23 protein-coding genes and 1 pseudogene are annotated in these 23,684 nt (G+C 70.8%); 11 read left to right on the forward strand and 13 right to left on the reverse strand.

Going from position 1 to position 23,684, the window contains the following annotated elements; all coding sequences use genetic code 11:
• Positions 1-100 precede the first annotated feature (100 nt).
• Positions 101-1,081, reverse strand: coding sequence for a phosphatidylinositol-specific phospholipase C (locus DVH02_RS10345; protein WP_114623478.1), 981 nt, complete (start codon positions 1,079-1,081; stop codon positions 101-103).
• Between the two features lie 278 nt (positions 1,082-1,359).
• On the opposite strand from DVH02_RS10345, the gene DVH02_RS10350 reads away from it, so the two are divergent.
• Positions 1,360-4,032: an MMPL family transporter gene (locus tag DVH02_RS10350; RefSeq protein ID WP_114623479.1), complete on the forward strand. Its 2,673-nt coding sequence runs from the start codon at positions 1,360-1,362 to the stop codon at positions 4,030-4,032.
• 29 nt (positions 4,033-4,061) lie between these two features.
• On the opposite strand, the pseudogene DVH02_RS10355 reads toward DVH02_RS10350, so the two are convergent.
• Positions 4,062-5,195: pseudogene (locus tag DVH02_RS10355) on the reverse strand (FAD-dependent oxidoreductase).
• 165 nt (positions 5,196-5,360) lie between these two features.
• On the opposite strand from DVH02_RS10355, the gene DVH02_RS10360 reads away from it, so the two are divergent.
• Positions 5,361-5,990 carry a TetR/AcrR family transcriptional regulator gene (locus tag DVH02_RS10360; RefSeq protein ID WP_114623480.1) on the forward strand — a complete coding sequence of 210 codons (630 nt, stop codon included), beginning with the start codon at positions 5,361-5,363 and terminating at the stop codon, positions 5,988-5,990.
• Between the two features lie 47 nt (positions 5,991-6,037).
• A complete protein-coding gene (locus DVH02_RS10365) occupies positions 6,038-6,463 on the forward strand; it encodes a hypothetical protein (RefSeq protein ID WP_233518139.1) in 426 nt (141 codons plus the stop codon).
• A gap of 214 nt (positions 6,464-6,677) precedes the next feature.
• Here the strand turns inward: DVH02_RS10365 and DVH02_RS10370 are convergent, their stop codons facing one another.
• Positions 6,678-7,625, reverse strand: a complete 948-nt coding sequence (locus tag DVH02_RS10370; RefSeq protein ID WP_114623481.1) for an oxidoreductase — start codon at positions 7,623-7,625, stop codon at positions 6,678-6,680.
• A gap of 106 nt (positions 7,626-7,731) precedes the next feature.
• Between DVH02_RS10370 and DVH02_RS10375 the strand changes: the two genes are divergently transcribed.
• A complete protein-coding gene (locus tag DVH02_RS10375; protein ID WP_114623482.1) occupies positions 7,732-8,298 on the forward strand; it encodes a TetR/AcrR family transcriptional regulator in 567 nt (188 codons plus the stop codon).
• Positions 8,299-8,439: 141 nt separating this feature from the next.
• Here DVH02_RS10375 and DVH02_RS10380 read toward each other — a convergent pair whose 3' ends face one another.
• The 3 genes from DVH02_RS10380 to DVH02_RS10390 all read right to left on the reverse strand — a co-directional run bounded on the left by DVH02_RS10380 (position 8,440) and on the right by DVH02_RS10390 (position 10,115).
• Positions 8,440-9,054 carry a TetR/AcrR family transcriptional regulator gene (locus DVH02_RS10380; RefSeq protein ID WP_114623483.1) on the reverse strand — a complete coding sequence of 205 codons (615 nt, stop codon included), beginning with the start codon at positions 9,052-9,054 and terminating at the stop codon, positions 8,440-8,442.
• Positions 9,051-9,707, reverse strand: a complete 657-nt coding sequence (locus DVH02_RS10385) for a DUF998 domain-containing protein (RefSeq protein WP_233518140.1) — start codon at positions 9,705-9,707, stop codon at positions 9,051-9,053. The genes DVH02_RS10380 and DVH02_RS10385 overlap by 4 nt, the downstream gene beginning before the upstream one ends.
• Positions 9,708-9,914: 207 nt before the next feature.
• A complete protein-coding gene (locus tag DVH02_RS10390; protein WP_147286030.1) occupies positions 9,915-10,115 on the reverse strand; it encodes a hypothetical protein in 201 nt (66 codons plus the stop codon).
• A gap of 649 nt (positions 10,116-10,764) precedes the next feature.
• Between DVH02_RS10390 and DVH02_RS10395 the strand changes: the two genes are divergently transcribed.
• Positions 10,765-10,965: a hypothetical protein gene (locus DVH02_RS10395; protein WP_114623486.1), complete on the forward strand. Its 201-nt coding sequence runs from the start codon at positions 10,765-10,767 to the stop codon at positions 10,963-10,965.
• 251 nt (positions 10,966-11,216) lie between these two features.
• On the opposite strand, the gene DVH02_RS10400 is transcribed toward DVH02_RS10395, so the two are convergent.
• Together DVH02_RS10400 and DVH02_RS10405 are read right to left on the reverse strand one after the other, a co-directional pair.
• Entirely contained in the window at positions 11,217-11,411 is a 195-nt protein-coding gene (locus DVH02_RS10400; protein WP_114623501.1) for a DUF397 domain-containing protein, read from the reverse strand.
• Positions 11,412-11,424: 13 nt separating this feature from the next.
• Positions 11,425-12,276 (reverse strand): Scr1 family TA system antitoxin-like transcriptional regulator, encoded by an 852-nt coding sequence (locus DVH02_RS10405; protein ID WP_114623487.1) that lies wholly within the window; start codon positions 12,274-12,276, stop codon positions 11,425-11,427.
• A gap of 246 nt (positions 12,277-12,522) precedes the next feature.
• Here DVH02_RS10405 and DVH02_RS10410 point away from each other — a divergent pair, with 246 nt between their 5' ends.
• Both DVH02_RS10410 and DVH02_RS10415 read left to right on the forward strand, forming a co-directional pair.
• Entirely contained in the window at positions 12,523-13,014 is a 492-nt protein-coding gene (locus DVH02_RS10410) for an ATP-binding protein (protein ID WP_114623488.1), read from the forward strand.
• Between the two features lie 155 nt (positions 13,015-13,169).
• Positions 13,170-13,529, forward strand: coding sequence for an SCO4225 family membrane protein (locus DVH02_RS10415; RefSeq protein ID WP_114623489.1), 360 nt, complete (start codon positions 13,170-13,172; stop codon positions 13,527-13,529).
• A 121-nt stretch (positions 13,530-13,650) separates the two neighbouring features.
• On the opposite strand, the gene DVH02_RS10420 is transcribed toward DVH02_RS10415, so the two are convergent.
• Positions 13,651-14,934 (reverse strand): adenylosuccinate synthase, encoded by a 1,284-nt coding sequence (locus DVH02_RS10420; RefSeq protein ID WP_114623490.1) that lies wholly within the window; start codon positions 14,932-14,934, stop codon positions 13,651-13,653.
• 165 nt (positions 14,935-15,099) lie between these two features.
• Between DVH02_RS10420 and DVH02_RS10425 the strand changes: the two genes are divergently transcribed.
• Together DVH02_RS10425 and DVH02_RS10430 are read left to right on the forward strand one after the other, a co-directional pair.
• Entirely contained in the window at positions 15,100-16,098 is a 999-nt protein-coding gene (locus DVH02_RS10425) for a diacylglycerol kinase family protein (RefSeq protein ID WP_114623491.1), read from the forward strand.
• A 200-nt stretch (positions 16,099-16,298) separates the two neighbouring features.
• Complete coding sequence (locus DVH02_RS10430) at positions 16,299-16,925, forward strand: hypothetical protein (RefSeq protein ID WP_114623492.1); 627 nt, start codon at positions 16,299-16,301, stop codon at positions 16,923-16,925.
• Positions 16,926-17,153: 228 nt separating this feature from the next.
• Here the strand turns inward: DVH02_RS10430 and DVH02_RS10435 are convergent, their stop codons facing one another.
• Positions 17,154-18,392, reverse strand: coding sequence for an erythromycin esterase family protein (locus tag DVH02_RS10435; RefSeq protein ID WP_114623493.1), 1,239 nt, complete (start codon positions 18,390-18,392; stop codon positions 17,154-17,156).
• Between the two features lie 58 nt (positions 18,393-18,450).
• On the opposite strand from DVH02_RS10435, the gene DVH02_RS10440 reads away from it, so the two are divergent.
• Positions 18,451-19,323 carry a TioE family transcriptional regulator gene (locus DVH02_RS10440; RefSeq protein ID WP_114623494.1) on the forward strand — a complete coding sequence of 291 codons (873 nt, stop codon included), beginning with the start codon at positions 18,451-18,453 and terminating at the stop codon, positions 19,321-19,323.
• 261 nt (positions 19,324-19,584) lie between these two features.
• On the forward strand, positions 19,585-20,562 hold the full coding sequence (locus DVH02_RS10450) for an AraC family transcriptional regulator (RefSeq protein WP_158575855.1): 978 nt from the start codon (positions 19,585-19,587) through the stop codon (positions 20,560-20,562).
• 227 nt (positions 20,563-20,789) lie between these two features.
• Here the strand turns inward: DVH02_RS10450 and DVH02_RS10455 are convergent, their stop codons facing one another.
• The 3 genes from DVH02_RS10455 to DVH02_RS10465 form a co-directional block, all read right to left on the reverse strand.
• Positions 20,790-21,383 carry a Uma2 family endonuclease gene (locus DVH02_RS10455; RefSeq protein ID WP_114623497.1) on the reverse strand — a complete coding sequence of 198 codons (594 nt, stop codon included), beginning with the start codon at positions 21,381-21,383 and terminating at the stop codon, positions 20,790-20,792.
• A 128-nt stretch (positions 21,384-21,511) separates the two neighbouring features.
• Positions 21,512-22,171: a response regulator gene (locus tag DVH02_RS10460; protein WP_114623498.1), complete on the reverse strand. Its 660-nt coding sequence runs from the start codon at positions 22,169-22,171 to the stop codon at positions 21,512-21,514.
• Positions 22,168-23,463: a sensor histidine kinase gene (locus DVH02_RS10465; RefSeq protein ID WP_114623499.1), complete on the reverse strand. Its 1,296-nt coding sequence runs from the start codon at positions 23,461-23,463 to the stop codon at positions 22,168-22,170. The genes DVH02_RS10460 and DVH02_RS10465 overlap by 4 nt, the downstream gene beginning before the upstream one ends.
• Positions 23,464-23,684: the final 221 nt, after the last annotated feature.

A 23,684-nucleotide genomic window follows, 5' to 3' on the forward strand; every position in this document is an offset into this window, starting at 1 on the left:
CCGTCCCCGCGCCCGTCCCCGCGCCCCCGGGCGACGCCCGCGTACGCGGTCATCCGTACGGGGTGTCGCCCGGGGACGGCGGAGGGAGGACGGGGTGTGGTCAGCCGTTGTGCCGGATCAGCGACTCCACCAGCCCGGTCCGGGTCGCGGGGAAGTCCAGCGGCACGATTCCCAGCCCGCGCCAGGCGCTGCCCTCGGACCCGTCCAGCAGCGTGTGCACCTGCGGGTTGAGCCGGTCCGAGTTCCAGCGCGGCGGCAACAGGGCCGCCGTGCTGACGTAGTTGATGAACAGCTTGCCGGGCTCCCGTACGGCCTTGCGGAACTGCGCCTCGATCTTGGGGTACTTGGCGCCGGGCTCCGCCTGGTAGTCGTCCTGGATGTCGAAGAGCCCGCCGTCCCCGTACCGCACGCCGGGCAGCCCGCCGTTGTCCGCGAGGAGGACGACCCGGCCGCGCGCCTCGCCGAGGGTGGGGAGGTTGCCGTCGAGCCGGAAGAGGGAACGCCAGCCCTTGCCGTCGAGGTAGGTGTCGAAGATGCGCCGGAACTCGGTGTCGCTCTCGGTGGAGTACTCCTGCTTGACGCGCATCAGCACGGTCTCGGAGGGGTGTGCCTGGAGGAAGGCCCGGCAGGCGCCGAGGACGTCGTCGAAGTTGAGGTTCTGGTAGAAGGCGGCGTGGTGGATGGTGAAGGCGTTCTCGAACGCGCGGCAGCGGATGTCCAGGAACCGCACACCGCTTACCAGTTGCTCGGCGATGGTGGTGTTCTGGCATGCCACATAGAGACCGCCGGAGCGCGCGCCCGCGTTGTGTGTGCCGGGAATCGTCAGCTGCTGCACGCGGGTCGAGTCGGCGAAGCCGCTCATCCAGTCCTGCGTGGCGAGCACCCGCGCCTCGTCGGCGGTGGCGATGCCCGCCCCGAGTCCGACGAGGGCGGTGGCGGAAGCGGCGAGCGCGCCGGCGAGGAAGCCGCGCCGGGCAAGTCCGGTACCAGGGGCGGATATTGGCGGGTGCGCGGGCGTGTGCGTGTGCTCGGGCGCGTGCGCGTGCGCGGGCGTGGGGGTCGTGCGGTGGTACGTGGCCATGTGGGGGACCTCCGTAAGCCGTGATAGCGAGTGATCCCTCGGAGTATGACCGGTGCACATCACACAGAACAGGCTTTCTTTTCAAGCCGAGTTGATCGCCGCGTGCCGCCGGGTGCTGCCCCCGGGGCCACCGTGGGGATACCCCCACCCCGTTGTCTGCTGGTGCTCCCATGGTCCCGGGGCCCCGCCCGGAGAAGGATCGGACTCATCACCCCACTCGGAGTCGGCGGGCCGCCGGTCGCGCCGCGATGAGCGAATGAGAGACGGTCGAATCAATCATGGCTGAGGGACTTATCGCCCGTACAGGGCACTGGTGCTTCCGGCACCGCTGGCAGGTGCTGCTGATCTGGGCCGCCGCGGTCGCGCTGGGTGTGCTGTCCGCCGGGCCGGTCTTCGGCTCGCTCACCAGCGGGGGCGGGACCTCGTCCATGGAGTCGGTCCAGGCCGGTGCCGTACTCGACAAGGGAAGCGACCAGGGCGGCGTCGTCATCGGTGTCATCGACGGCGCCGACACGGCGGCCCCGGCGGTACGGAAGGACGTACGGTCCCTCGCCGGCACACTCCAGCGGATGGACGGGGTGGCCTCGGTCGTCACCCCGTACGACGCGGGGCTGCCCGCCGCCGAGACCGCGATGCTGACGGCGAAGGACAAGCGCGGTCTGCTCGTACAGATCACCCTGGCCAGGCTGGACGACGACGCGGAGGCCACCGCGATCGACACGCTCACCGACACCCTGCACGGTTTCGCCGCGACCCTCGCCGACAGCGGCCAGACCGACGCGCGGGTGACCGTCGGCGGCGAACCGGTCATGGACAAGCAGCTCACGGAGCAGGCGTCCGAGGACCTGTCCGGCGCGGAGTCGCTGTCGCTGCCGATCACCCTGGTGGTGCTGGTGTTCATCTTCGGCGGTGTGATCGCGGCGGGGCTGCCGGTCCTCGGCGCGGTGGTGTCGATCGCGTCCTCGATGACCATTCTGCTGCTCATCACCCGCTTCACGTCCATCACTTCGGACGCGGTGACGGTGGTGACGCTCCTCGGGATGGGCCTGTCCATCGACTACGGACTGCTGCTCGTCGCCCGCTACCGCGAGGAGCTGGGGGGCGGTTTCGCTCCGGAGGAGGCGCTGCGCCGTGCGTGGGCCACGTCCGGGCGCACCATCGCCTTCAGCGCCCTGACGGTGGCCGCGGCGCTGAGCGGGCTGCTCATGTTCGACATCCCCGAGCTGGCGGCGCTCGGCGCGGCCGGGGTCGCGATCGCGCTGGCGTCGATGCTGGTGGCGCTGACGCTGACGGCGGCGCTGGTCGGCTTCGCCCGGCACCGGATCAAGCCCCCGAGGGCCGCGCGGGCGGCCTCCGCCGCCGCGGCCCCTGTCGTTGCCACCTCCACCTCTACCTCCGCTTCTGCCTCCTCCTCCGCCGCCGCCGAGACGGGTGTCTTCGCCGGGCTCGCCCGTCGCGTGCAGCGCCGTCCGCTGACCACCATGCTGGTCACAGCCGTGGCCCTGGTCGCGGCGAGCCTGCCCGTGCTGTCGATGTCGATGCACCTCAGCGACTCCGGGGCGCTCCCCAGGACCGTGGAGTCCGTACGGGTCACCGACCAGCTCGCCGACCGGTTCGACCTGCCGACGGTCCCGACCGTCACGGTCGTCGCCCGCACCGACGCCGCGGCCCTGGACGACTGGGCGCGGCGCTGGACGGACGCGCCGGGTGTCACCCGCGTCCACCCGGCGCAGCAGGCCGGTCCTGGGCTGGCGACCGTGGGCATCGACACCACCGGAGACCCCGAGGGCGCCACGGCCAGGGACCTGGTCCACGCCCTGCGCGCCGACCGGCCCGAGGGCGGCCGGTCGTGGGTCACCGGCGGGGCGGCGGCGCTGGACGACATACTCCAGCAGATCGTGGACCGGCTGCCGTCGGCGATCGCGGTCACCCTCTTCGCGATGATCGTCCTGCTGTTCGCGATGACCGGCTCCGTGGTCGTGCCGCTGACCGCCGTCGCCATGAACACCCTTTCCCTGGGCGCGACGTTCGGCCTGATGAGCCTGGTCTTCCAGCACGGTTTCCTCGCCGGCCCGCTCCAATTGCTGACCGTCGACGGTTTCAGCCCGTTCACCGTCGTGTGCGTCTTCGCCTTCGCGTTCGGCCTCTCGATGGACTACGAGGTGTTCCTGCTGGGCCGCATCAAGGAGTACGTGGCCGAGGGCCTGGAGACCGACGTCGCGGTACGGCGCGGGCTGCAGCACTCGGGCCGGATCATCACCTCGGCCGGACTGCTGATGGTCATCGTCTTCGCCTGCTTCGTCACCGGCCGCATGGGCTCGATCCAGCAGCTCGGCCTCGGGCTGGCCACGGCGGTGGCCATCGACGCCACGGTCGTACGGTGTGTCCTCGTCCCCGCCGTCATGACCCTGCTGGGCCGCGCCAACTGGTGGGCCCCGGCGCCGCTCAAGCGGCTCCACCGGTACATCGGCCTGAACGAGACGGTGCTCCCGGCGGCGGTTCCTGTGACCGCCCCGGCACCCGTACCGGCCCCGGCACCCCTACGGCAGCCGGAGTGGCAGCCGGAGCCGGTGCAGCGTCCGGAGCCGGTCCGGACCGGGCCGCCGCACCGTTCGGCCACCCAGCTCCTGACCAAACCGCAGGTGGAGACGGAGACAGCAGTACGGACGGAGGCGGCCGTACGAACAGAGACAGCGGTACAGGCGGACACCGCCGTACAGACCGAAGCACCAGCGGAGACGCCGGTACGCCGCAAGCGGGCGTGGGTCGCCTACCTCTGGTGGTTCCCCCTCGGCCTGTTCGGCGCGCACCACTTCTACCTGGGGAGGACCGGCCGCGGGGTGCTCTACCTGTGCACGGTCGGCCTCCTGGGACTCGGCTGGCTGATCGACCCGTTCCTCCTGCCGGGCCAGGTCCGCAGGGCCAACGCCGACCGGCGGTCGCAAGGGTGACGGGCGGCTGACGGGCATCTGACGAGCGGCTACCGCGCGGGGGCGTCGGCGGCGTCGTGCACCGACAACAGGTGCTCGGCGCCGCCTTCGAGCTTCCGGGCGAGGTCGGCCGAGCGCGGAAGCATCGTCTTCTCGTAGGTGCGCACGGCGTCGTCCACGGTGGCGGAGCGGGCCAGCGCGAGGGCGAGTTCACTGGCGTCGAGCATCGCGAGGTTGACGCCGACACCGAGCGGCGGCATGAGGTGCGCGGCGTCTCCCAGGAGTGTCACGCCGGGCGTGTGGTCCCAGGTGTGCGGGGCGGGCAGGGCGAAGATCGGACGGTCGACGTAAGGGCCGTCGTTGTCGGTGATCATGCGCAGTATCCGCGGTGACCAGCCCGCGTACTCGGTGAGCAGCCGCGCGCGGATGCCGGCGGTGTCCCGCGGATCGAGCCCGTTCGCGGCGATTCAGTCCACGGGGACGCGCCGCAGGAGGTAGGCGCGCAGGTGACCGCCGCCGTTGCGCTGCGCGAAGATGCCCCGCTCGCCGTCGGCGATGTGGGCGCCGCCCTGCCCGACCAGCCGGGAGAGTTCGGGGTGCGCGTGTTCCCTCCCGTCGAACCGCGCTTCGAGGAAGCCGATCCCGGTGTAGCGCGGTGTCGCGGCCGACACGGCGCCACGGACTCGGGAGAAGGCGCCGTCCGCGCCGATCACGAGGTCCGTCTCCACGGTGGTCCCGTCGGTGAACGTCAGTGTGCGCGGCCCGGCGGCCGGTCCGCTCACCGCCGTCAGAGCCCGGCCCCACTGGACGGTCCCGGGAGCGAGTGAGCGCACCAGCAGATCGCGGAGCAGGCCGCGGTCGATCTCGGGGGCAGCGGTCTCGCCCTCGTCCGGCAGATGGTGCGCGAGGACGCGTCCCGCCGGGTCCAGCTGCCGCATTTCCTGCCCCTCGGCCCTGGCGAGCGCGAAGAACTCGTCCAGCAGCCCCGCCTCGCGCAGCGCGAGCTGGCCGTCCTCCTCGTGCAGGTCGAGCGAGCCGCCCTGGTCGCGGGCGTTCGCCCCTGCATCGCGGTCGTACACCGTCACCGGGATGCCGTGCCGCCGCAGGACGCGTGCGCACGTGAGGCCGCCGGGTCCGGCGCCGATGATGCTGATCCGCGCGTCGGCGGGTGCCGGAGACTCCATGGCCGACTCCTTTCGTCCGTGGTCTGCCGACCGGAGCGGCTGCCTCGCCGCCTCCTGGGGCGGGGCGGGCGACTCCGGCTGTCGACGCCACCAAAGCAGAAACGAGTACGAAAGTGCAATCGTTCCAGTTTCTACTTCGTTCCAGTTGTGGAGTAGGGTGCGGGCATGCCCGACTCTCCGACCGTTGGTCGTCGCGAGCGCAAGAAGGCCGCGACGAGACAGGCCATCGCCGACGCCGCCCTCGCACTGTTCCTGGAGCACGGCTTCGAGCGGGTGAGCGTCCGTGACGTCGCCGAACGGGCCGACGTGTCGACCACGACCCTCTTCGCGCACTTCCCGAGCAAGGAAGCCCTGGTCTTCGACCGCGAGGAGCGGTTCGAGGCGGAGTTGCTCGCCGCCGTACGCGAACGCCCCCGGGACCAGAGCGTGATCGAGGCGCTGCGCGCCCACGCGCTGAAGTCCTGGGCGCCGATCGAGGCGGACCCCCGGCTGCGCCCGTTCACCGCCCTGGTGGACGGGACCCCCGCGCTGCGCGCGTACGCGGAGCGCATGTGGATGCGCCACGCCGAAGCCCTCGGCACCGCGATCGCGGCGGAACTCGGCCGGGAGCCGGACGACCTCGCCTGCTCGGCGCTGGCGCGCTTCGTGCTGGAGTTCCCGGCCCTGACCAAGGGCCGCTCCGATCCGCGCGCGACAGCGGAGACGGTGTTCGACCTGCTGACCCACGGCTGGCAGGCACAAGAGGTCTCCGGCCCCACCGTCCGGCCGGACCGGCAGCCCGGACAGCCGCGGTGAACAGGGGATTCTCCGGCCCGGCATGCGCGCTGGCCTTGGCGGTGGCGGTGGCGGTGTCGATCACGACAACGGGATGCCGACGGTACGAGCCGTGCCCGGACGAAGGCCCGCGACCGGAGGGGCTCACCAGCCAGGATCTGGCGGGCATATACAGCGACTCCGGAAGGCTCATCACGCTCAACTCGGACGGCACGCTCAGCACCATCGGCTGGCCGGAGGACAGAGACGGCGAGCCGGGCGACAGCGAGAGACAGATCGGCGTCGGAACGTGGCAACTCACCGATGAAGCAGAAGAGTTCGGCTTCCCCGTCGCGTTGAGCTTCGATGAGATCAGCGACCTCCGGGACAGCGGGAGCAGCGGCGGCACCTACTCTTCCGGCCTGTACGTGAGCGGCAGCCGGGAAGAACCGCACCTCTACGAATTCGTCGGCGACCCCGACAACTGTCGTATCAACACCTTCAGGCGCCCGTAGGAACGGCCGCGCGACAGTGTCCGGAGGTCGGGAGGACGGGAGGACCGGAGGACCGGAGGACCGGAGGGCGGGGGTGCAGATGGGGGACGGACGCTCGTGAGCGCCAGTACCCACCGGATCAACCCGACGCACCGGACCCGCCCGAGCCGCCCGACCCACCGGACCCACCGGACCCACCCGAGCCGCCCGAGCCGCCCGAGCCGCCGGACCCGCCCTACGCCTCGATCCGCGTGAGCGGATAGCTGACGCCCGTCAGCCGCTCCGACTCCCGCCAGAGGCGACCCTGCGCCCCGGCGTCGTGAGACGTGGCGCTGGACTCGACCCGGACGGGATGGCCGGTGAGCTGGGCGCGGCCGGGCGGGCCGTAGCACTCGCCGCCCCGCGCCTCCGGGTCCACCGCGGCACGCACCATGCCCAGCGCGCCGATCGCCCGGTCCTGCAGTATCCAGCCCGTCAGGAGTTTGATCCGCGGGTCGAAGAGAAACCGGTTGGCCGGGCTGAGATCCCGGGTGAACTCGGTCCGGGACATGCCGGGATGCGCGGCGAGGGCGACCGTTCGCGCGCGGGACGCGGCCAGTTGGCGCTGCAACTCGTAGGTGAACATCAGGTTGGCGAGTTTCGACGCGCCGTAGACGGCGTCCCTCCGGTACTTCGCCCGGGTCTGCAGATCGTCGAAGTCGAGGGTGGCGCCGCGGTGGACGATGCTGCTGACCGTCACGACCCGCGAACCCGGGACCGGGAGCAGCCGGTCGAGCACCAGCCCGGTGAACGCGAACGCACCGAGATGGTTGGTGGCGAACGTCGCCTCGAAGCCGTCCTCCGTGACCGTGCGCTCCCTGGAACCGAGCATGCCCGCGTTGTTGACGAGCAGGTCGATCCGCCCGTGCCCGGCCCGTACCTCCTCGGCGGCCTCGCGCACCGACGCCTGGGACGCCAGGTCCAGCCGCAGTGTGGTGACGGTCGACCCCGGCACGGCGGCGCGGATGCGGTCGGCGGCGTCGGCGGCCTTGGCCGAGTTGCGGCAGGCCAGCACCACGGCGGCCCCGCGCCCGGCGAGGATACGAGCCGCCTCGAAGCCGGTCCCGGTATTGGCGCCGGTGATCACAGCCGTACGTCCGCGCTGGTCAGGGATGTTTTCCGCGGTCCAGGCAGGGCGAGACATGGCAGCACCTCCAGTAATCGGGACGAGCGTCCCGCTTACTGTCGAACATACGGGACGGCCATCCCGGTTGTCCATGCCGTAAATTGTGCGTGCCGTAAGGAGGGCCATGACCGACCAACCGCCACTGCGCGCCGACGCACGGCGCAACCGGGCCCACGTACTGGAAGTGGCGGCCCGGATCTTCGCGGCCGAAGGGCTGTCCGTGCCCGTGCACGAGATCGCGCGCCGCGCGGGCGTCGGCACCGGGACCGTCAGCCGGCACTTCCCCACCAAGGAGGACCTGTTCGGGGCGATCCTGCGCGTCGGGGTGGAGGAACTCGTACGCCAGGCGGACGCGTTGGCCGAGCGGGCGGAACCGGGCCCCGCGTTCTTCGCGTTCCTCGCCGCCACGGTGCGCACGGGCGCGGCCAATCGCGGCCTGGCCGAGCAACTGGCCGTCAGCGCCACCACGGACCAGGACGCCCAGCACGACCGGATGGGCCTCGGCCTGCTCTGCGACCGCACGGGCGACCTGCTCGACAGCGCCCAGAAGGCGGGCGCCGTGCGCGCCGATGTCGCGCTCGACGATGTCAACGCGTTGATGGCCGCCTGCATGGCGCGGGGGAACGGGCCGTCGCTGGAACCGATGATCGCGGTCGTCAGCAACGGACTTCGCGTGCCGCGAACGCCGTAACGGGTGCCGCGTTCGCGTTCCGGCGCCCGGCGGGGCCACGGCGCGGCTGAGAGGGCCGAGATGGCTGACGTGACCGACGTGACCGAGATCGCCGAGGTGTGGCCGCGCTCCTTCGCCGCCGCCGCACCTGGCGGCCTCAGCTCACCCCGTGTCCGCGTCGGGCGTGACGTCGTCGGCCTCCGGCAGAGGCCGGTGGTGTCCCAGCGCCCCCCAGCAGGTGGCGAGGATGAGCGGGCGCGCCTGGGCGGGCGTGGCCTCCTGGTCGTAGGTCAACGCCAGGACCGCCAGAGCGCCGATCGCGCCGGTGACGCGCGCGCGGCGCTCCAGGTCCGTGCCCATGTGGAACATGTCGAACAGCAGGTCACCGATCTCGGAGAGCCGTTCCCGCAGCGCCTCGTCACGGAACGGCGGCACGGACGCGAGCGCGAGTTCCGTCCAGCCACGCCGCAGAAGCGCGAGATCGATCAGGCCCCGCAGCGCCGTGGCGTCGCGGCGTGGCCCGTCGGGCAGTTGGGCAACCTGGGCATGCACGGCCCGGGTCTGCTCGACGCATTGCCGTAGGGCCGAGTCCACCAGCGCCTCCTTGGACGGGAATCGGCCGAGCAGACCGGTCTTCGAATATCCCGTCGCATCGGCGACCGCCTGCACAGCGGTGTCCCGGAGCCCCCTTCGGGCCAGCAGCCCCGCGGTCGTATCGAGGATCGCGCGGTCGATGTCCTCGCTGGACAGCCGAACGGGACGGAAGGCACGCGTCATGCTCGTGCCTCCGCGACCCGACGGGCACAGCGAAGGCTCATGAGCGTCGCCACCGCGGCCGTCACCTCCCACACCTGGATCGTGTACACCGCTCCGCGTTCCCAGACCCCGTCGGACAGCAGATCGACCGCGGTTGACGACGAGTCGACCTGGAGCATCACGAGGCTCACCAGTCCGATGACACCGAGCGCGACGCTGACGCTTCCGAAGAGCCGGTGCGCGGGGGACCTCAAGAACGCGGCCCCGGCGAGGATCACGGCGGCGTTCCCCCCGACTATCGCCATGCCCGCGCCGAGGACGTGCAACACCATGAGCCCGTTGTCCGCGTTCGCCTGACTGCCGTGGAACACACCGACCAGCAGGATGCCGACGCCGTGCACGATCGCCAGCCCGACGAACCAGCGCCGCAGACGCGGCCCGGCGGCGCCGACAGCCGCGCCGCGGGCCACGAGCACGGCGGCGGTCACGAACAGCACCCCGTGCAGGACGAACGCCGTATTCATCACCGCGTGCAGAGGTGAGTCGACAGCCCGCCCCTGGAAGGACCCGACACCGGGCACACCGAGGTCGCTGATGTAGTTCGTCGCATAGGAGTACCCCGGGTACGCCGCGGCGGTCACGGCTTCGGCGGAGAGATAGCAGGCTACGGCCACCAACCAACAGAGAGAAGCGTACAGTTTCAGCCGCATACCGACCATTCTAGTCGGATCCGCTCAGGAGTCGGCGTTCCCGCTAGCACTCCCGTACGAGTTGACGACGCCCCCCGCAGCGAACGACCGTTCACGCGTCGACAGGCACGGAACCGCGAAAACGGCGGCCGAGTTCGCGCCGCCCCCGACGCCGGACCATAAGCCGCGAACTCAGACCCCGCCCCGGCTGCTGCGCTTGTTCCGCTCGGCGGTACGTGCGCTCAACTGCTCGGCGGTGGGGGGCGACGGCTCGGATTCATTGGCGCCCGGGTCCGCGTCCGAGGCCGCGCCCGGGGCCGGGGCCGCGCCCGAGGCCGGGGATACGAGCACGGGCGCCACGGGCACGGCCATCGGCCGGGTGTCCCGGGGCACGAGAAGCGAACCTTTCATCCCGAACTCGGCGATCAGCAGGGAAAGGCGCCGTCGCGCATGGCTCCCTTTCACGCGGCCCACCCCCGCAGCCCCCGCGCCACCGGGCCGAGCAACTCCGCTGTCGGTTCGGCGAATTCCCGGGGCACGCAGGCAGGCAACAGCCCCCAACGGTCTCCGCGGGGATTTCAGACCCGTCGGCCGTCAGCGGATCCGCCCGCTCGGGGGCAAGTCGATGTGTCGTAGACAGCGTATTGAGCGTCACGCCATCCCCTCGGACAGAGAGACGGGAAGAGAAGAACAGGGCCGCCCCCGGTCACCCTCGGCCGGCGTGACGAGCGTCGGGCGCGGGGACGAGCCCTGTCGGGACACTCCCCCGACAGGCGCAGAGTCAAGGGGAGTTGCGCAGCTCCGGGCACGGTCCTGCCGAGGAATCAGCCCGAGGCGGCGACACGACGACGCTAGCGCTCACCGCCGCTCCGTATCAACGGTTTGACTCCTAACGAGTGATACAGGCTCTTTTAGCTAGTGCTACGAGGTCGCGCCGATTAGCGTCCCCATCGACCGCTGGACACGGCCCACGAACACGCCGACCAGCGGCATCCACCAGGAAGAAGCGCATCCTGCGCGCGCGAAAAAGGAGAAGGACACGATGGGCGTTCAGATGGCCGATACGCACGAGACCCAGGCATCCACCCCGGAGGGGTGGCGCGGCGTGCCGTTCCGCTTGCCCGACCTTCCGGCCCACACGGCCGAGGCCGACGGCGGCAAGCACGACGGAGGCCCGAAGCCCCCGGAGGCGCCGCGTGAGCCCAGCGGCGGCGACCAGGGCGGCAGCGGCGGCTCCAAGTAGCCGACCTGTCGGCAGGGCCGGTCGACCAGCCCCCCAGTCGGTCAGCCGGTCAGCCGGTCAGCCGGTCAGCCAGTCAGTCGGCTACGAGGAAAGCGCCAACGAGCAAGCAGCACTGGCTCGTTGGCGCTGCTGGTTGGCTCGGGCCCTTCGCATCACGTCGGCTCCCCAAGAGCCGGTCGCGGCCTTGGAGAGCCGACAGGCGGCCCCCATCCGCGCCGATGGGGGCCGCCCACTGCTGGAACGTGGCGAACTCACGCCAAGTCGTCGAACTCACCCTCCTTGGCGCCACCGAGGAACGCACGCAGCTTGGCGCGAGTGGTGCGGATGACGACGTCGGGGTTGTCGCTCTCGCGCATCAGGATCTCGCCCCCCTGCTCGGCAAGTTCCAGACAGTCGGAGCCTTCAGCATTGGATGACTTCGAGGACTTGCGCCACTGAATTTCCATGATTATCACGCCTTTATACGTTTTTTGCGATCTTGCGAATGAAATCCCTCGAACTCGATGGATCAAGAGACTTCTCTTCCGTCCGGTCCAGCGCGACCCGCCAGTTTTCGAGACTGGTCTCGGCATCCAGGAAACCTGATCCGGTCGCGGTGTCCGTCTGGACAGTGTCAAGCTGCGGGACAGCTCCGTAGACGTAGTGTGCCGAACTGCTGGCATACGGGAAACCGCCCGCAGCGAACGGGATGGCACGGATGGTGACGTTGTCCCGATCCGACTGCTCCAACAAGTTGTTGAGTTGCGCACGGGCAACCGCCGGACCGCCATATGTCATCCGCAGCGCAGCCTCATGGATCAGGAAGGTGCAGGCGGGCGGGTCAGCTCGGTCCAGAACATCGCGACGCTTCAGGCGGTGCGAGACCTGGCGCCGCTGACGTGCCGGGCTCGGCGGGGGAACACTCTCCGAGAAAACGGCACGGACATAGTCCTCCGTCTGAAGCAAGCCAGGCATGTACATAATCTGGACCGACCGGATGCCCGCGGCGTGATGCTCCAGCTCCGCGAGATCGAGCGCATCGCTGGTGAGGTCACGACGGTAATCCTCCCACCAGCCATTTATACGCTCCGCAGCCATCGCTGCGAGGGCCTCCACATACGCGACATCCGGGCACTCGTAGTGCCCTGCCCATGTGCGTACGCGATCCGCGCTCACACCGAACCGGCCCGACTCGGTGTTGCTCAACGCGGTGCGATCCGCGCCGAGCAACGACGCGGCATGAGTCAGCGACAGGCCGGCGTGCTCCCGAATCTTGCGCAACTCGGAACCCAACCGGCGCTGCCGTGCCGTGGGCGCTTTCCTCGGCGGCATCGAGCCCTCCCTGTCATCGCGTCTCTACCTCGATCAGGCCCTGATGCTATTCCACCCGTCACCGTCATGCGCCGGTTGAGTCACAAGCTTTATACGTTACGCTATGGTCGTCCCAGCACCGCGTCGTCCGCCGACAAGGCCGAAGTGCAGCCACTCCCGTGCGTCCCGAACCGGGCCGACCGGCAGGGCCATTGCCACGTCAGGCAGACAACACCCCAGCTCGGATAGCAGCGTTGGGAGAACGACATGACGACCGTGACCACCACCGCACCCCCCACACCCCCGCCCCCGCAGCACGGGGAGACGTACCGGCTGGCACTGCCGCACACGCCAACCGCCCCGAGAATCGCACGTAGTTTCGTCAGCTCACTGCTGACCGTCAGCGACCATGACGCCCTCGTGGACGACGCGCGGATCTGTGTGTCCGAAGTCGTCACCAATGCCCACCGCCATACCCGGACGCCACTGATCCGGGTAGCCGTGATCGTCGGTATCAGCCAGGTGACCGTGGCCGTGACCGACGACAGGCCCTGGCTCCTGCCAGTCCCGACGGCCACCGCCCGCGCGAGAGGCAGCGCGGTGGACGGCGTGGAAGTCGGCCCCGGTCAGGGCGGGTTCGAGGACGGACGAGGCATCGCCCTCGTGGCGAGCCTCGCACACGCATGGGGGACGACCATCTACGCCTCCGATCCCACCGGCCGCAAGGCCATCTGGTTCACACGGGAGTCGCCCGGGTGATGGCGGAACTGGCGCCGGTCGCCGCCCTGTTCGGCGATGCGTAGGTCCGCGCTGACCAAGGTGAGTACCGCTACTCAGGTGCCCGCCGCCCGCCACCGGCAATGTGGAGGTCACCAGACGGACGGCGAAACACCGACGCACCCAGGAGACCCGACATGGCCGACGCACCCCGCTCCCTGCCCCAGAACCTTCGCCACTACCTGGTGAACCCCGCGGCTCTCGGCTACCTGGGACTTGTGCTGGCCGTCTGCGCCTGGGTCGCCGTGGCCACGCTCCCCGTCGGGCAGGGCGACTTCAATTTCGCCGTTGTGTGGCCCTTCTTCGTCACCGCCCCGACCTCCTTCATGTTCGTCGGCTACACCGACTGGCTGCCCGCATGGGCGCCCGTATGGACGCCCCTCATCGGCGTCCCCGTCGGCGCCGCCGTCCAGGCATTCGTCATAGGCGCCCTCTACCGCTCGCTGCGGAAGGGGAAGGGCTCCCCGAACAGCGGCACCAGCCCCAGCGCCGCCTGAGCCGGGCCACGCGCCGCGCCGCGCCGCACCCGCCCGTACGTACGCACCGCGCCCCGGAGGCGAGCGACAGCCTCCGGGGCGCGGTGCGTACACGCGTTCTCGTACGTGTTCTCGTACGCGCCTACAGGAACGAGTTGATCTCGATCGTCTCCGTACGGCCCGGTCCCACGCCGATCGCCGAGATCGGCGCGCCCGACATCTCTTCCAGCGCCTTCACATACGCCTGCGCGTTCTTCGGCAGGTCGGCGAAGGTCTTCGCCTTCGTGATGTCCTCCGACCAGCCGGGCAGGTACTCGTAGATCGGCTTCGCGTGGTGGAAGTCGGTCTGGCTGTACGGGAGTTCCTCGACGCGCTCGCCGTCGATCTCGTACGCCACGCACACCGGGATCTGCTCCCAGCCGGTCAGGACGTCCAGCTTGGTGAGGAAGAAGTCCGTCAGACCGTTGACCCGCGTCGCGTACCGCGCGATCACCGCGTCGAACCAGCCGCAGCGGCGGTCGCGGCCCGTCGTGACACCGCGCTCGCCGCCGATGCGGCGCAGCGCCTCGCCGTCCTCGTCGAGCAGCTCGGTCGGGAACGGACCGGCGCCGACGCGCGTCGTATAGGCCTTGAGGATGCCGATGACCCGGCTGATCTTCGTCGGCCCGACGCCCGCGCCCGTGCAGGCGCCGCCCGCCGTAGGGTTGGAGGACGTGACGAAGGGGTACGTGCCGTGATCCACGTCGAGCAGCGTGCCCTGGCCGCCCTCGAAGAGGACGACCTTGCCCGCGTCGATCGCGTTGTTCAGGACGAGCGTCGTGTCCGAAACGTACGGCTTGAGCTGGTCCGCGAAGGTCAGCAGCTCCTCGACGATCTTGTCGGCCTCTATGGCGCGCCGGTTGAAGACCTTGGCGAGCAGCTGGTTCTTGGACTCCAGCGCCGCTTCGACCTTCTGCTCCAGGATCGACTCGTCGTAGAGGTCCTGGACGCGGATGCCGGTGCGGTTGATCTTGTCGGCGTAGGTCGGGCCGATGCCGCGGCCGGTCGTACCGATCTTCCGCTTGCCGAGGAAGCGCTCGGTGACCTTGTCCACCGTGACGTTGTACGGCGTGATCAAATGGGCGTTTCCGCTGATCAGCAGCTTGGACGTGTCGACACCGCGGTCGTTGAGCCCGCTCAGCTCGGAGAGCAGGACGGCCGGGTCGACCACCACTCCGTTACCGATCACCGGGGTACACCCGGGGGAGAGGATTCCGGAAGGGAGAAGATGCAGTGCGTACTTCTGGTCGCCCACGACGACCGTGTGGCCGGCGTTGTTGCCGCCCTGATAGCGCACGACATAGTCAACAGACCCACCGAGCAGGTCGGTGGCCTTTCCCTTGCCTTCGTCACCCCACTGAGCACCGAGCAGCACAAGTGCGGGCACAGGCGTACACCCCTTCCGGGCGGGGCATGTCCAAGGTCAGGGGGCGCACAAACGTCGTACGAGACAACTCTGACCGTCGGACCGGATGCCCCGGAATAGACGAAGCCCCTGGCGCAATAGCGCAAGGGGCTCTTGCACAAAGATGCTACCCGAGGAAGGACCGAGGTGTCGGCTCCAGAGCCCGCCGAGAACGGCGCGCAGCAGCTTCTGGTGGTCATCGACCCGGTCGCCGGCCGGACCGACGGCGAATCCGTGCGGATCGCGAGAGACGTGCTCAGCGGCGGGGCCTCGGTGAAACTCTGTTTCCCCGAGGGCCCCGAGGAGCTGGCGCGGGCGCTGGCCCGGCGGGGGAACCGGCGGCCGGTGCTGGTCGGCGACGACCGGGCGCTGTTGCGGATGGTCGCCCTGCTCCACCGGGAACGGGAGCTGGCCTCCGGGGCGCTCTCGCTGGTGCCGATCGGCGCCTCGGTGGAGCTGGCCTGCTCGCTGGGCGTGCCCACGGGCGCGGTGGCGGCGGCGCGGGCCGTGCTGGACGGGGCGGTGCGCCGACTCGATCTGCTGGTGGACGACAGCGACGGGGTGGTGCTGGGTGACCTCCGTATCCCGGCCCTGCCCGCGCGCGGGTCCGGGTCCGGTTCCGGTTCCGGAAGCGGGTCCGGGTCCGGGTACTGGGACGCGGAGCGTCCGGACCGTCCGGACCGTCCGGACCGTACGGACCGTACGGACCGTACGGACCGTTCCGGCGGTGGTGGCGGCGGCGCGGAGAGCGGCGCGGGCGTCGGGCCCGCCGCCGCGCACATGTGGCACACCTGCCGCTCCCTGGTCCGCACGCTGGTGCGGCCCCTGCCGCAGGCCGTCGCCGCGCACACGCACCGGCTGCGGGTGGAGGCGGACGGGGTGCTGCTGAGCGATCTGGACGAGCCGGTCGAGGGCGTGACGGTGCGCTCGCGCGCCGGGCGCGCGGAGGTCGTCGTGCGCCGGTGCGCTTCGGCGGAGCCGGTGACGGCGAGCGCGCTGTCCGTGACGGTGTCGGGCGCGGACTTCCGCTACCGCGCGGACGCCCGGGTCACCGGCCCGGTGCGGACCAGGACCTGGACCCTGCGGCCGGGGGCGTGGGGGCTGATGCTCCCGTCGGGCCCGGGGAGGAGTCCCTTCGGCGGGTAGCGGGTAGCGGGCAGGGGGCAGGGGCAGCGCGGCGGGTACGGAACCGCATCGCGCTACCGCCGCGCGCTACGGCCGCGCGCTCCGGCCGGGGTAGCCTCGGATCCGGCCGTACGGGTGCGCGTGCGTGGGTACGCGGCAGCGGGTACGCGACAGCGGTACGCGGTACGGCCGGGTTGATACGACGCCGGGGGGGCCAGCACATGCGGGACAGGGACAGGGACAGTCATCTGCCGGACGGCCATACGCCGGACAGCGCCGCGCCACCCTCCGCACTCGCCCTCCCCAACACCGCCGAGGCCCTGACCCGCCATCGGGCGCGCGCCGTCATGTGGTGCCGGATCGGGCTCGCCCTGCTGACCGGCAGTGTGGTGGCCGCTCTCGCGGGGCCCGCCCTCACCGTCCCGACGGGACCGGTGCCCGCGCGGGTCGGCGTCCTCGCGCTGTGTCTGCTGGGCATGGGCCTCGGCGGCGTACGGCTGTCCCGCCGGATGCGGCGGCAGCTGGCGGCGGCGCCCTGGACGGCGTGCGACGTCGTCTCCGTACCGCGGGGGCCGTTCTCGGCGCGGATGGTGCTCCGCGACCCGGCGACCGGCGAGCTGTGGCCGCTGACGCCGGTCGCGGCGGGGCACCGCTACCACCAGGTGCGGCCGGGGCCCTCCGGTGTCGTGTGGTGGTGCGGCGACCCGGGTACGGGCGGGGTGATCGCGCCGGAGGGAGGCGGCGGCGCGCTGATCTGGACCCGTGCCGTACGGCAGCCCGGCGCGCGGCTTCGCGCCGTACGCGCGGCCGAGCGGGCGGGCCTGTCCACGGCCCCGGGCCCTGTCTGACACCTGGCGCCGTCCGCCCGCGGGGCGGGGCGGGAGGGGTCGGACAGGTCCCGGGACGTGTCCGCGAAGTCCCGCCTGGTCGACGGGCGGACGGCGCTCCTTCGAAGACAGGGCCTAAGACACGCCCTAGGACCAATACCAGTGACTTTGCGGCTGCCGGGGCTGTCGGCGGACCGTGTTTCCGCAGCTGAGGCCGCCGAACTGGCCCCTATGTCACTGGTATTGGGCCTAGGACGCCAGGGACGCCAGGGCGTCCTTGACGAACACAAGCCCGTCGCTGTCCGCCAGGTGGGCCGGGTCGAGCGGGGCGTAGCCGAACCAGGGGGAGGTACGGGGCTCGGGCCGCGCGTCGCCGGGCGCGGATTCCAGGGCGGCGGCCAGTCGCCGGGCGTCGACGAGGCGGCGGTCCCCGGGCAGCGCGTACAGGCGCCCTTCGACGGTGTCCGGCGGCGGCGTGTCCACTCCCCGGTGCCGGATCGTGCCGAGGGCCATGGCCACGAAGGCGTACTCCCCGCCGAGCCGCGCGCTCACCAGCGCGCCGGCGCTCCACCACTCCAGCGGCGCCCCGCCCATCCGCATCGTGCTCTTCGCGCGCTGGAGATGGGAGTTGTGGGCGTGGACGAGCGCCGGGCCCCGAGCGGCGACGGCGAGGAGGTTGCCGGTCATCATCATGTCCCGCAGCGCGCACAGCCGTGCCATGCGGCTCGGCGAGGGGTCGGCCATCGCGGAGTGGTAGCGCAGCAGGCCGGTGGCGGTGCGCCCGTACAGCCGCGCCCGGTCCCAGTCGTCCCGCGCGCCCGCCGGGATCAGGTGCGGCGCCTGCGCGTCGAGCAGCGCCGCCAGATCGTCGGCGAGCAGCCGCAGCCGGTCGGTCCCGGCCGACCGCCCCACCGACCGGGCGGGGTCCCTCATCGCGGCCGGATCGGTCCAGCGGTCGTCGGCGCCGAGCAGCCGGTCGAGGGTCTCCGCCGTACAGGGGAGCAGCTCCGTGTCCACCCGGGCCGAGAGGTAGCGGTGGAGCGCGGTGAGGGCCTGCCGGGGACTCGCGGCGTGGCTGATCTCCAGCGGGCCGTCGACCCCGGCGAAGCGGAGCCGCTCGGACGCGGGCAGGCCGTCCGCCTCGGCGCGGACGTTGTACGCGCGCATCCAGCGCACCAGCTCGCGGTTGCCTTCGAAGGCGCCCCAGCCGTGGCTGAATCCGTGCTCCACGGCCTCGTCGAGGGTGCCCGTGCCCGAGGTGACGTAGTCGTCCACGGCCAGGCCCGTCAGGCAGTCGCTCTCGATCGCGATCGTCCGGTACCCGTGCCGCTCCACGAGTTGCCGGAAGAGGCCGTTGCGTACGTCGAGGAGGGTGCCCTCGCCGTGGGTGGGCTCCCCCAGGGCCAGCAGTCCGGGCCGGGCGGGGAGCAGCCTCATGAGGGCCTCGGCGTCGACGGCATGGGTGGTGTCCGTGATGTCAGTAGCCATGGATTAAACGGTATCGTTGAACCTTCGGTGTAAACTTTTCGGCGATTCTGGCGGTTTTATGGGGCGGAACCTTCAAACCAGTGCGCGGCTCAGGCCGGTTGACCTGGCACGCGGGCACGGTCTGTCGACGCAGGCGGTCAGGAACTACGAGGAGGCCGGCATCCTTCCGGCCGCCGACCGCACCCCCCACGGCTACCGCACCTATACGCCGCTGCACGCGCGCGCCCTGGCCGCGTTCCTCGCCCTGCTGCCCGGACACGGCCACGCGACGGCGACGGCGATCATGCGGGCGGTGAACGAGGGCGCGGCCGACGAGGCGTTCGACGAGGCGTTCCGGCTCATCGACGAGAGCCACGCCCAGCTCCGCGAGGACCGCCGCACTCTGCGGGCCGTGGAGAACGCCCTGCGCGACCTGACGCCCGAGGCGGTCCCGGCCGCCGGATCCGGTCCCGCCGCCACCGCCACCGGTCCCGCGAGCACTGCCGGATCCACCAGGGCCACCGGGCCCGTCGCCACCGCCGCCGGTCCCGCCGCCAAGGCCACCGATCCCGCGAGCACCACCGGATCCACCACCGCCGCCGGGCCCGGCGGCACCTTCATCGGGCCGCTGGCGGGGAGGCTCGGCATCCGGCCCGCGACGCTGCGCGCGTGGGAGCGCGCCGGGCTGGTGCACCCGCGCCGCGACCCGCGCACCGGATACCGGGTCTACGACGAGGCCGACGTACGGGACGCCGGGCTGGCCCACCAACTGAGGCGGGGCGGCTACCTGCTGGAGCAGATCGCGCCGCTGATCGCCCAGGTGCGGGCGGCCGGCGGACTGGAGCCGCTGGAGGCCGCGCTGCGCGACTGGCGCGCTCGGCTGTCCGCCCGTGGCCGGGCGATGCTGGCGGGGGCCGCGGAGCTGGAGACGTACCTGCGCGCGCGTCCATGAGGCCCGCGCGCGCCCCCGGCCCGACGACGAGGGCGGTCGCAACGACGACGGCGGTCGCGACGACGACGGCGGTCGCAACGACGACGGCGGTCGCAACGACGGTGGTGACCACGCCGACGGCGGCGGACGCAACGACGACGGTGGTGAATATCCCCACTCGCCCGGCGACCGCAAGCCGATATCAAGATAATCTCACGCACGGCGCAGTCGAGCGAAGAACAAGTCGAGCGATTCTGGGCGTGGAGAGCGATGAAGGAAACCGTGTTCCGCACAGATGACATTCCTGTCGGGGAACGCTTCGACTACTGGCACGACCTGATGGTCAACACCGTGTGCCCCATGGAGATAAGAACCCCCTCCACCGCCGACTTCCAGGCGGAGATGCGGATCGTCCAGCTGGGCCGCCTGGTGGTGTGGCCGACCTCGCTGGCCGCACTGAAATGGACCAGATCCTCCCGGATGATCCGCAGTACCGATCCGGATTACTACCACCTGACGCTCCCCCTGAGCGGCCGGGTGGATGTGGCGCAGCGGGACCACCGCACCGTCCACTACCGGCGCCAGATGTACATCGTCGACACCTACCAGCCCTTCGACTGCCGGAACACCGGAAACTCCATGCGGGGCGTCGGCCTCGAAATACCCAAGGATCTCGTCGAACTGCCCCCCGACACGGTCCGCCGACTGCTCGCGCACCAGATTTCGGGGCGGGAAGGCATCGGGGCGTATCTCGCCGACTTCCTCACCCGGGTCGCCGAGAGCCCGAGCCCCCGGCCCGCGGACGCAGCACGCCTTGGCGGCATCCTCACCGATCTGCTGAACGCGACGCTGGCCCACAATCTGGACGTCGAGGAGGAGCTGTCGCCCACGGCGCGCAGGCAGTCTCTCGCCCTGTCGGTGAAGGCGTTCATCCGCGAGAATCTCGGCGACCCGAGCCTCACCGCGAGCGCGGTGGCCGCCTCGCACCACATCTCGAACAGCTATCTGCACGGCATGTTCCGCGGCGAGGAGACCACCGTCTCGGCCTGGATCAAGCAGCTGCGGCTCGAACACATCCGCCGGGACCTGGCCGACCCCTGCCAACGCGCGCTGCCCATCAGCCACATCGCCGCCCGGTGGGGCTTCACGCACTACGCCGTCTTCTGCCGGGCCTTCCGTGCCGCGTACGGGGTCCCGCCCCGCGACTACCGCAACGTGACCAGCGGTGCGGCCCCACTCGGCACAACTGTGGACGCCTGATCAACATGTAGTACACGCAGAGTCAACGACGACAGCGCTCCGAGTAATTAAAGTGAACCCATGAGACAAAAACGGTCGCGGTGAAACAACGGCGATCGTGATGGCGTGATCCCACGCCATCTGTGCTCACCGGTCAATCGCCGGCACGGGGGTGCGGCGAACGACTCCCCGAACGGCCCGTCGCTCTGCGGACGGGCCGTTCGGGCTTCCAGCCCGCCGCACGGTTGTCAGCGGATGTAGTTCTTCAATTCCTCGGTGTCGAGTTCGACGGAGACGGGCCCGGGGAGCATGAGCTTCTTGCCGAAGTCGGCCACCTGGCGGAAGCCGTAGCCGTCGGGCGCCGGCTCGCTGTGTGCCGTGACCGTGCCGTGGTCACGATCGATCAGCAGAAAGACCGGAATCCCCGCAGCCGCGTAGCCGGCCGGCATCTCCTTGCGGTCCCGCCGGTCGATGTCCCGTTCGTACGAGGTGACTTCGACGGTCATCAGCACGCGTGCCGGATCCGCCCAGTCGCCCGCCCCGGCGAAAGCCTTGTCCGGGGCGAGAATGGCATCCGGTTTGGCCCGGCCCTTGCGGTACTGCTCGACCAGAATCCCGATCTCGCCGCCCGCGTACAGCCACAGGTCCGGCCGAGCCCGCATACAGCGCTTCTGGAGCCACCGGATGATCTCGGCGTGGTCGCCGTCCGTCATACCCTTGAATCCGATCCGTCCGTTGATGAACTCCAACCTGACGGTGTCGGACTCCCGCTCGATGAGCCGGGCGATCCTCTCGAACTCCTCGACGGGCATCTGAACGGCACGCTCTGTCATGACTGTCATGGTGCACCTCCTGTCGGCGGACACCAGCATGACCGAGCCGTGATCAGCCGAGCCGTGATCAGCCGAAACGGTCCTCCGCGATCCGATCACCCGCGTGAGTGATCGAATGACCGGCCCCGGCCGCCGTCTCACCCCGGCGTCACCAGCCGCGCCTCGTACGCGAAGACCGCCGCCTGCGTGCGGTCGCGCAGGCCCAGCTTCACCAGGATCCGGCTCACATGCGTCTTGATCGTGGACTCCGCGACGACCAGGTGCTCGGCGATCTCGGCGTTGGACAGGCCCTGCGCGATCAGTACCAGGACCTCCGTCTCGCGCTCCGTGAGATCGCCTATCCGGGCCAACGCGGGCGCGCGCGGGGCGTCGGCGAGTTTGGAGAACTCGGTGATGAGGCGGCGCGTGACGGTCGGGGCGAGCAGCGCCTCGCCGGACGCCACCACTCGTACCCCGTCCGCCAGCTGCCGGGCCGAGGCGTCCTTCAGCAGAAAGCCGGAGGCGCCGGCGCGCAGCGCCTGGTACACGTACTCGTCCAGGTCGAAGGTGGTCAGGACCAGGACCTTCGCGTCGGCGTTCGCCGTGACGATCTCCCTGGTCGCCTCGATGCCGTTCAGCTCGGGCATACGGATGTCCATCAGCACCACGTCGGGGTGGAGCGCCGCGACCTGGACCACGGCCTCGCGGCCGTTCACCGCCTCGCCCACGACCTCGATGTCCGGCATCGCGTTCAGCAGTACGGAGAAGCCCTCGCGGACCATCACCTGATCGTCCACGATCAGCACCCGGATGGTCATGAAGCGTCCCCGTCCTTCACCGCGGCCACCGGAATGAATGCCGCGACCTCGTAGCCGCCGTCCTCGGTCGGACCGGCGGTCATCTCACCGTTCAGCATCGTGACACGCTCGCGCATCCCCGTGACACCGTGCCCGGCGCCCGGCGACGGCTTGACCAGGCGGCTCGGCGCCGTATTGACGATGCGCAGGCCCAGACCGCCCAGTACGTAGCCGATCTCGACGCTCGCGGTCGACCCCGGCGCGTGCCGCAGCGCGTTGCTCAGGGCCTCCTGGACGATGCGGTACGCCGACAGCTCGACGCCCTGCGGCAGCTCGCGCACCGCGCCGGTGATCGTCTTCTCCACGGTCAGCCCGGCCTCGCGGACGTTGTCGAGCAGCCCGTCGAGTTCGGCGAGGGTCGGCTGCGGGGCGTCGGGGGCCTCGTAGTCGTCGGCCCGTACGACACCGAGGATGCGGCGCAGCTCGGTCAGCGCGGCGACGGCGTTCTCACGGATCGTGACGAACGCCTGCTCCAGCTCGGGCGGCGGATTCTCCACCCGGTACGGGGCGGCCTCCGCCTGGATCGCGACGACGGACATGTGGTGGGCGACCACGTCGTGCAGCTCGCGGGCGATGGTGGTGCGCTCCTCCAGCAGCGTGCGCCGACCGCGTTCGACGGCGGTGGCGCTCTGCTGCGCGGCGACCTCCCGGTCCGCCCTGCGACGGACGTGCAGGATGCTCACGGTCAGCAGGACGAGCGCGGAGCAGAAGAGCATCGGGACGGTGGTGGCGCCTCCGGAACCGTATCCGCGGCTGAGGAAGACCTCGGACAGCATCGCGTACCCGGCGGTGACCAGCCACATCCAGCCGGCGGTGCGCGGGCCGGTCCTGACGGCCGTCACCGTCATCACGGCGAGATAGCCGAAGAAGGTGGCAGGGGACCAGGGCCCGTAGGTGTAGCTGAAGAAGTTGACGAAGGCGGTGACCCACAGCGCCAGCCACCAGGCGCCGACGGGCCTGACCAGCGTCAGCAGCAGCGGGGCGACCGGCAGCAGCTCGCGCAGATCGCGGTTGCTGAGGCCGACGGTGAACATGATCAGCGCCGGGCCCAGGATCAGGGCGTGCGGCGCCCAGCGCACGAACTGGCGTATCTGCCGGGGCAACTGGCGGCTGACGCGACCGTCCGTACGCATGGGCGGGAGCGGGCGGTAGGCGAAGGCGTCGTGGAAGAGATCCCGGCGCAGGCCGCTGAGCGCGCCCGTGGCCAAGCGGAACTCGTTGCTCCGGGAGTCCCCGGTTTCGGTTTCGGTCACTCTCTCAAGGTAGAGGGAGGGCGAAACGGGGTCGTCACCACGGAAGCGGATAGTTTCCGGTCCGTCCCAGGTACTACATGGCCCGACCAGGCGTTACGCGAGGATGACGGCTCAGCGCCCGCACGGACTCGGCACCCCCGTCGGCTCAGCGTCCCCGCCCGTTCAACGTCCCCGTCGGCTCAGCTCCCGCACGGGCTCGGCGCCCGCGCCCGCTCGGCGTC

Source organism: Streptomyces corynorhini (assembly GCF_003346515.1).
Classification (GTDB): Bacteria; Actinomycetota; Actinomycetes; order Streptomycetales; family Streptomycetaceae; genus Streptomyces; species Streptomyces corynorhini.

Bases quoted from the DNA above. Each gene is read 5' to 3' on its own strand.
- DVH02_RS10345 (WP_114623478.1), bottom strand. From the start codon at position 1,081: ATGGCCACGTACCACCGCACGACCCCCACGCCCGCGCACGCGCACGCG.
- DVH02_RS10350 (WP_114623479.1), top strand. From the start codon at position 1,360: ATGGCTGAGGGACTTATCGCCCGTACAGGGCACTGGTGCTTCCGGCAC.
- DVH02_RS10360 (WP_114623480.1), top strand. From the start codon at position 5,361: ATGCCCGACTCTCCGACCGTTGGTCGTCGCGAGCGCAAGAAGGCCGCG.
- DVH02_RS10370 (WP_114623481.1), bottom strand. From the start codon at position 7,625: ATGTCTCGCCCTGCCTGGACCGCGGAAAACATCCCTGACCAGCGCGGA.
- DVH02_RS10375 (WP_114623482.1), top strand. From the start codon at position 7,732: ATGACCGACCAACCGCCACTGCGCGCCGACGCACGGCGCAACCGGGCC.
- DVH02_RS10380 (WP_114623483.1), bottom strand. From the start codon at position 9,054: ATGACGCGTGCCTTCCGTCCCGTTCGGCTGTCCAGCGAGGACATCGAC.
- DVH02_RS10395 (WP_114623486.1), top strand. From the start codon at position 10,765: ATGGGCGTTCAGATGGCCGATACGCACGAGACCCAGGCATCCACCCCG.
- DVH02_RS10400 (WP_114623501.1), bottom strand. From the start codon at position 11,411: ATGGAAATTCAGTGGCGCAAGTCCTCGAAGTCATCCAATGCTGAAGGC.
- DVH02_RS10405 (WP_114623487.1), bottom strand. From the start codon at position 12,276: ATGCCGCCGAGGAAAGCGCCCACGGCACGGCAGCGCCGGTTGGGTTCC.
- DVH02_RS10410 (WP_114623488.1), top strand. From the start codon at position 12,523: ATGACGACCGTGACCACCACCGCACCCCCCACACCCCCGCCCCCGCAG.
- DVH02_RS10415 (WP_114623489.1), top strand. From the start codon at position 13,170: ATGGCCGACGCACCCCGCTCCCTGCCCCAGAACCTTCGCCACTACCTG.
- DVH02_RS10430 (WP_114623492.1), top strand. From the start codon at position 16,299: ATGCGGGACAGGGACAGGGACAGTCATCTGCCGGACGGCCATACGCCG.
- DVH02_RS10435 (WP_114623493.1), bottom strand. From the start codon at position 18,392: ATGGCTACTGACATCACGGACACCACCCATGCCGTCGACGCCGAGGCC.
- DVH02_RS10440 (WP_114623494.1), top strand. From the start codon at position 18,451: ATGGGGCGGAACCTTCAAACCAGTGCGCGGCTCAGGCCGGTTGACCTG.
- DVH02_RS10455 (WP_114623497.1), bottom strand. From the start codon at position 21,383: ATGACAGTCATGACAGAGCGTGCCGTTCAGATGCCCGTCGAGGAGTTC.
- DVH02_RS10460 (WP_114623498.1), bottom strand. From the start codon at position 22,171: ATGACCATCCGGGTGCTGATCGTGGACGATCAGGTGATGGTCCGCGAG.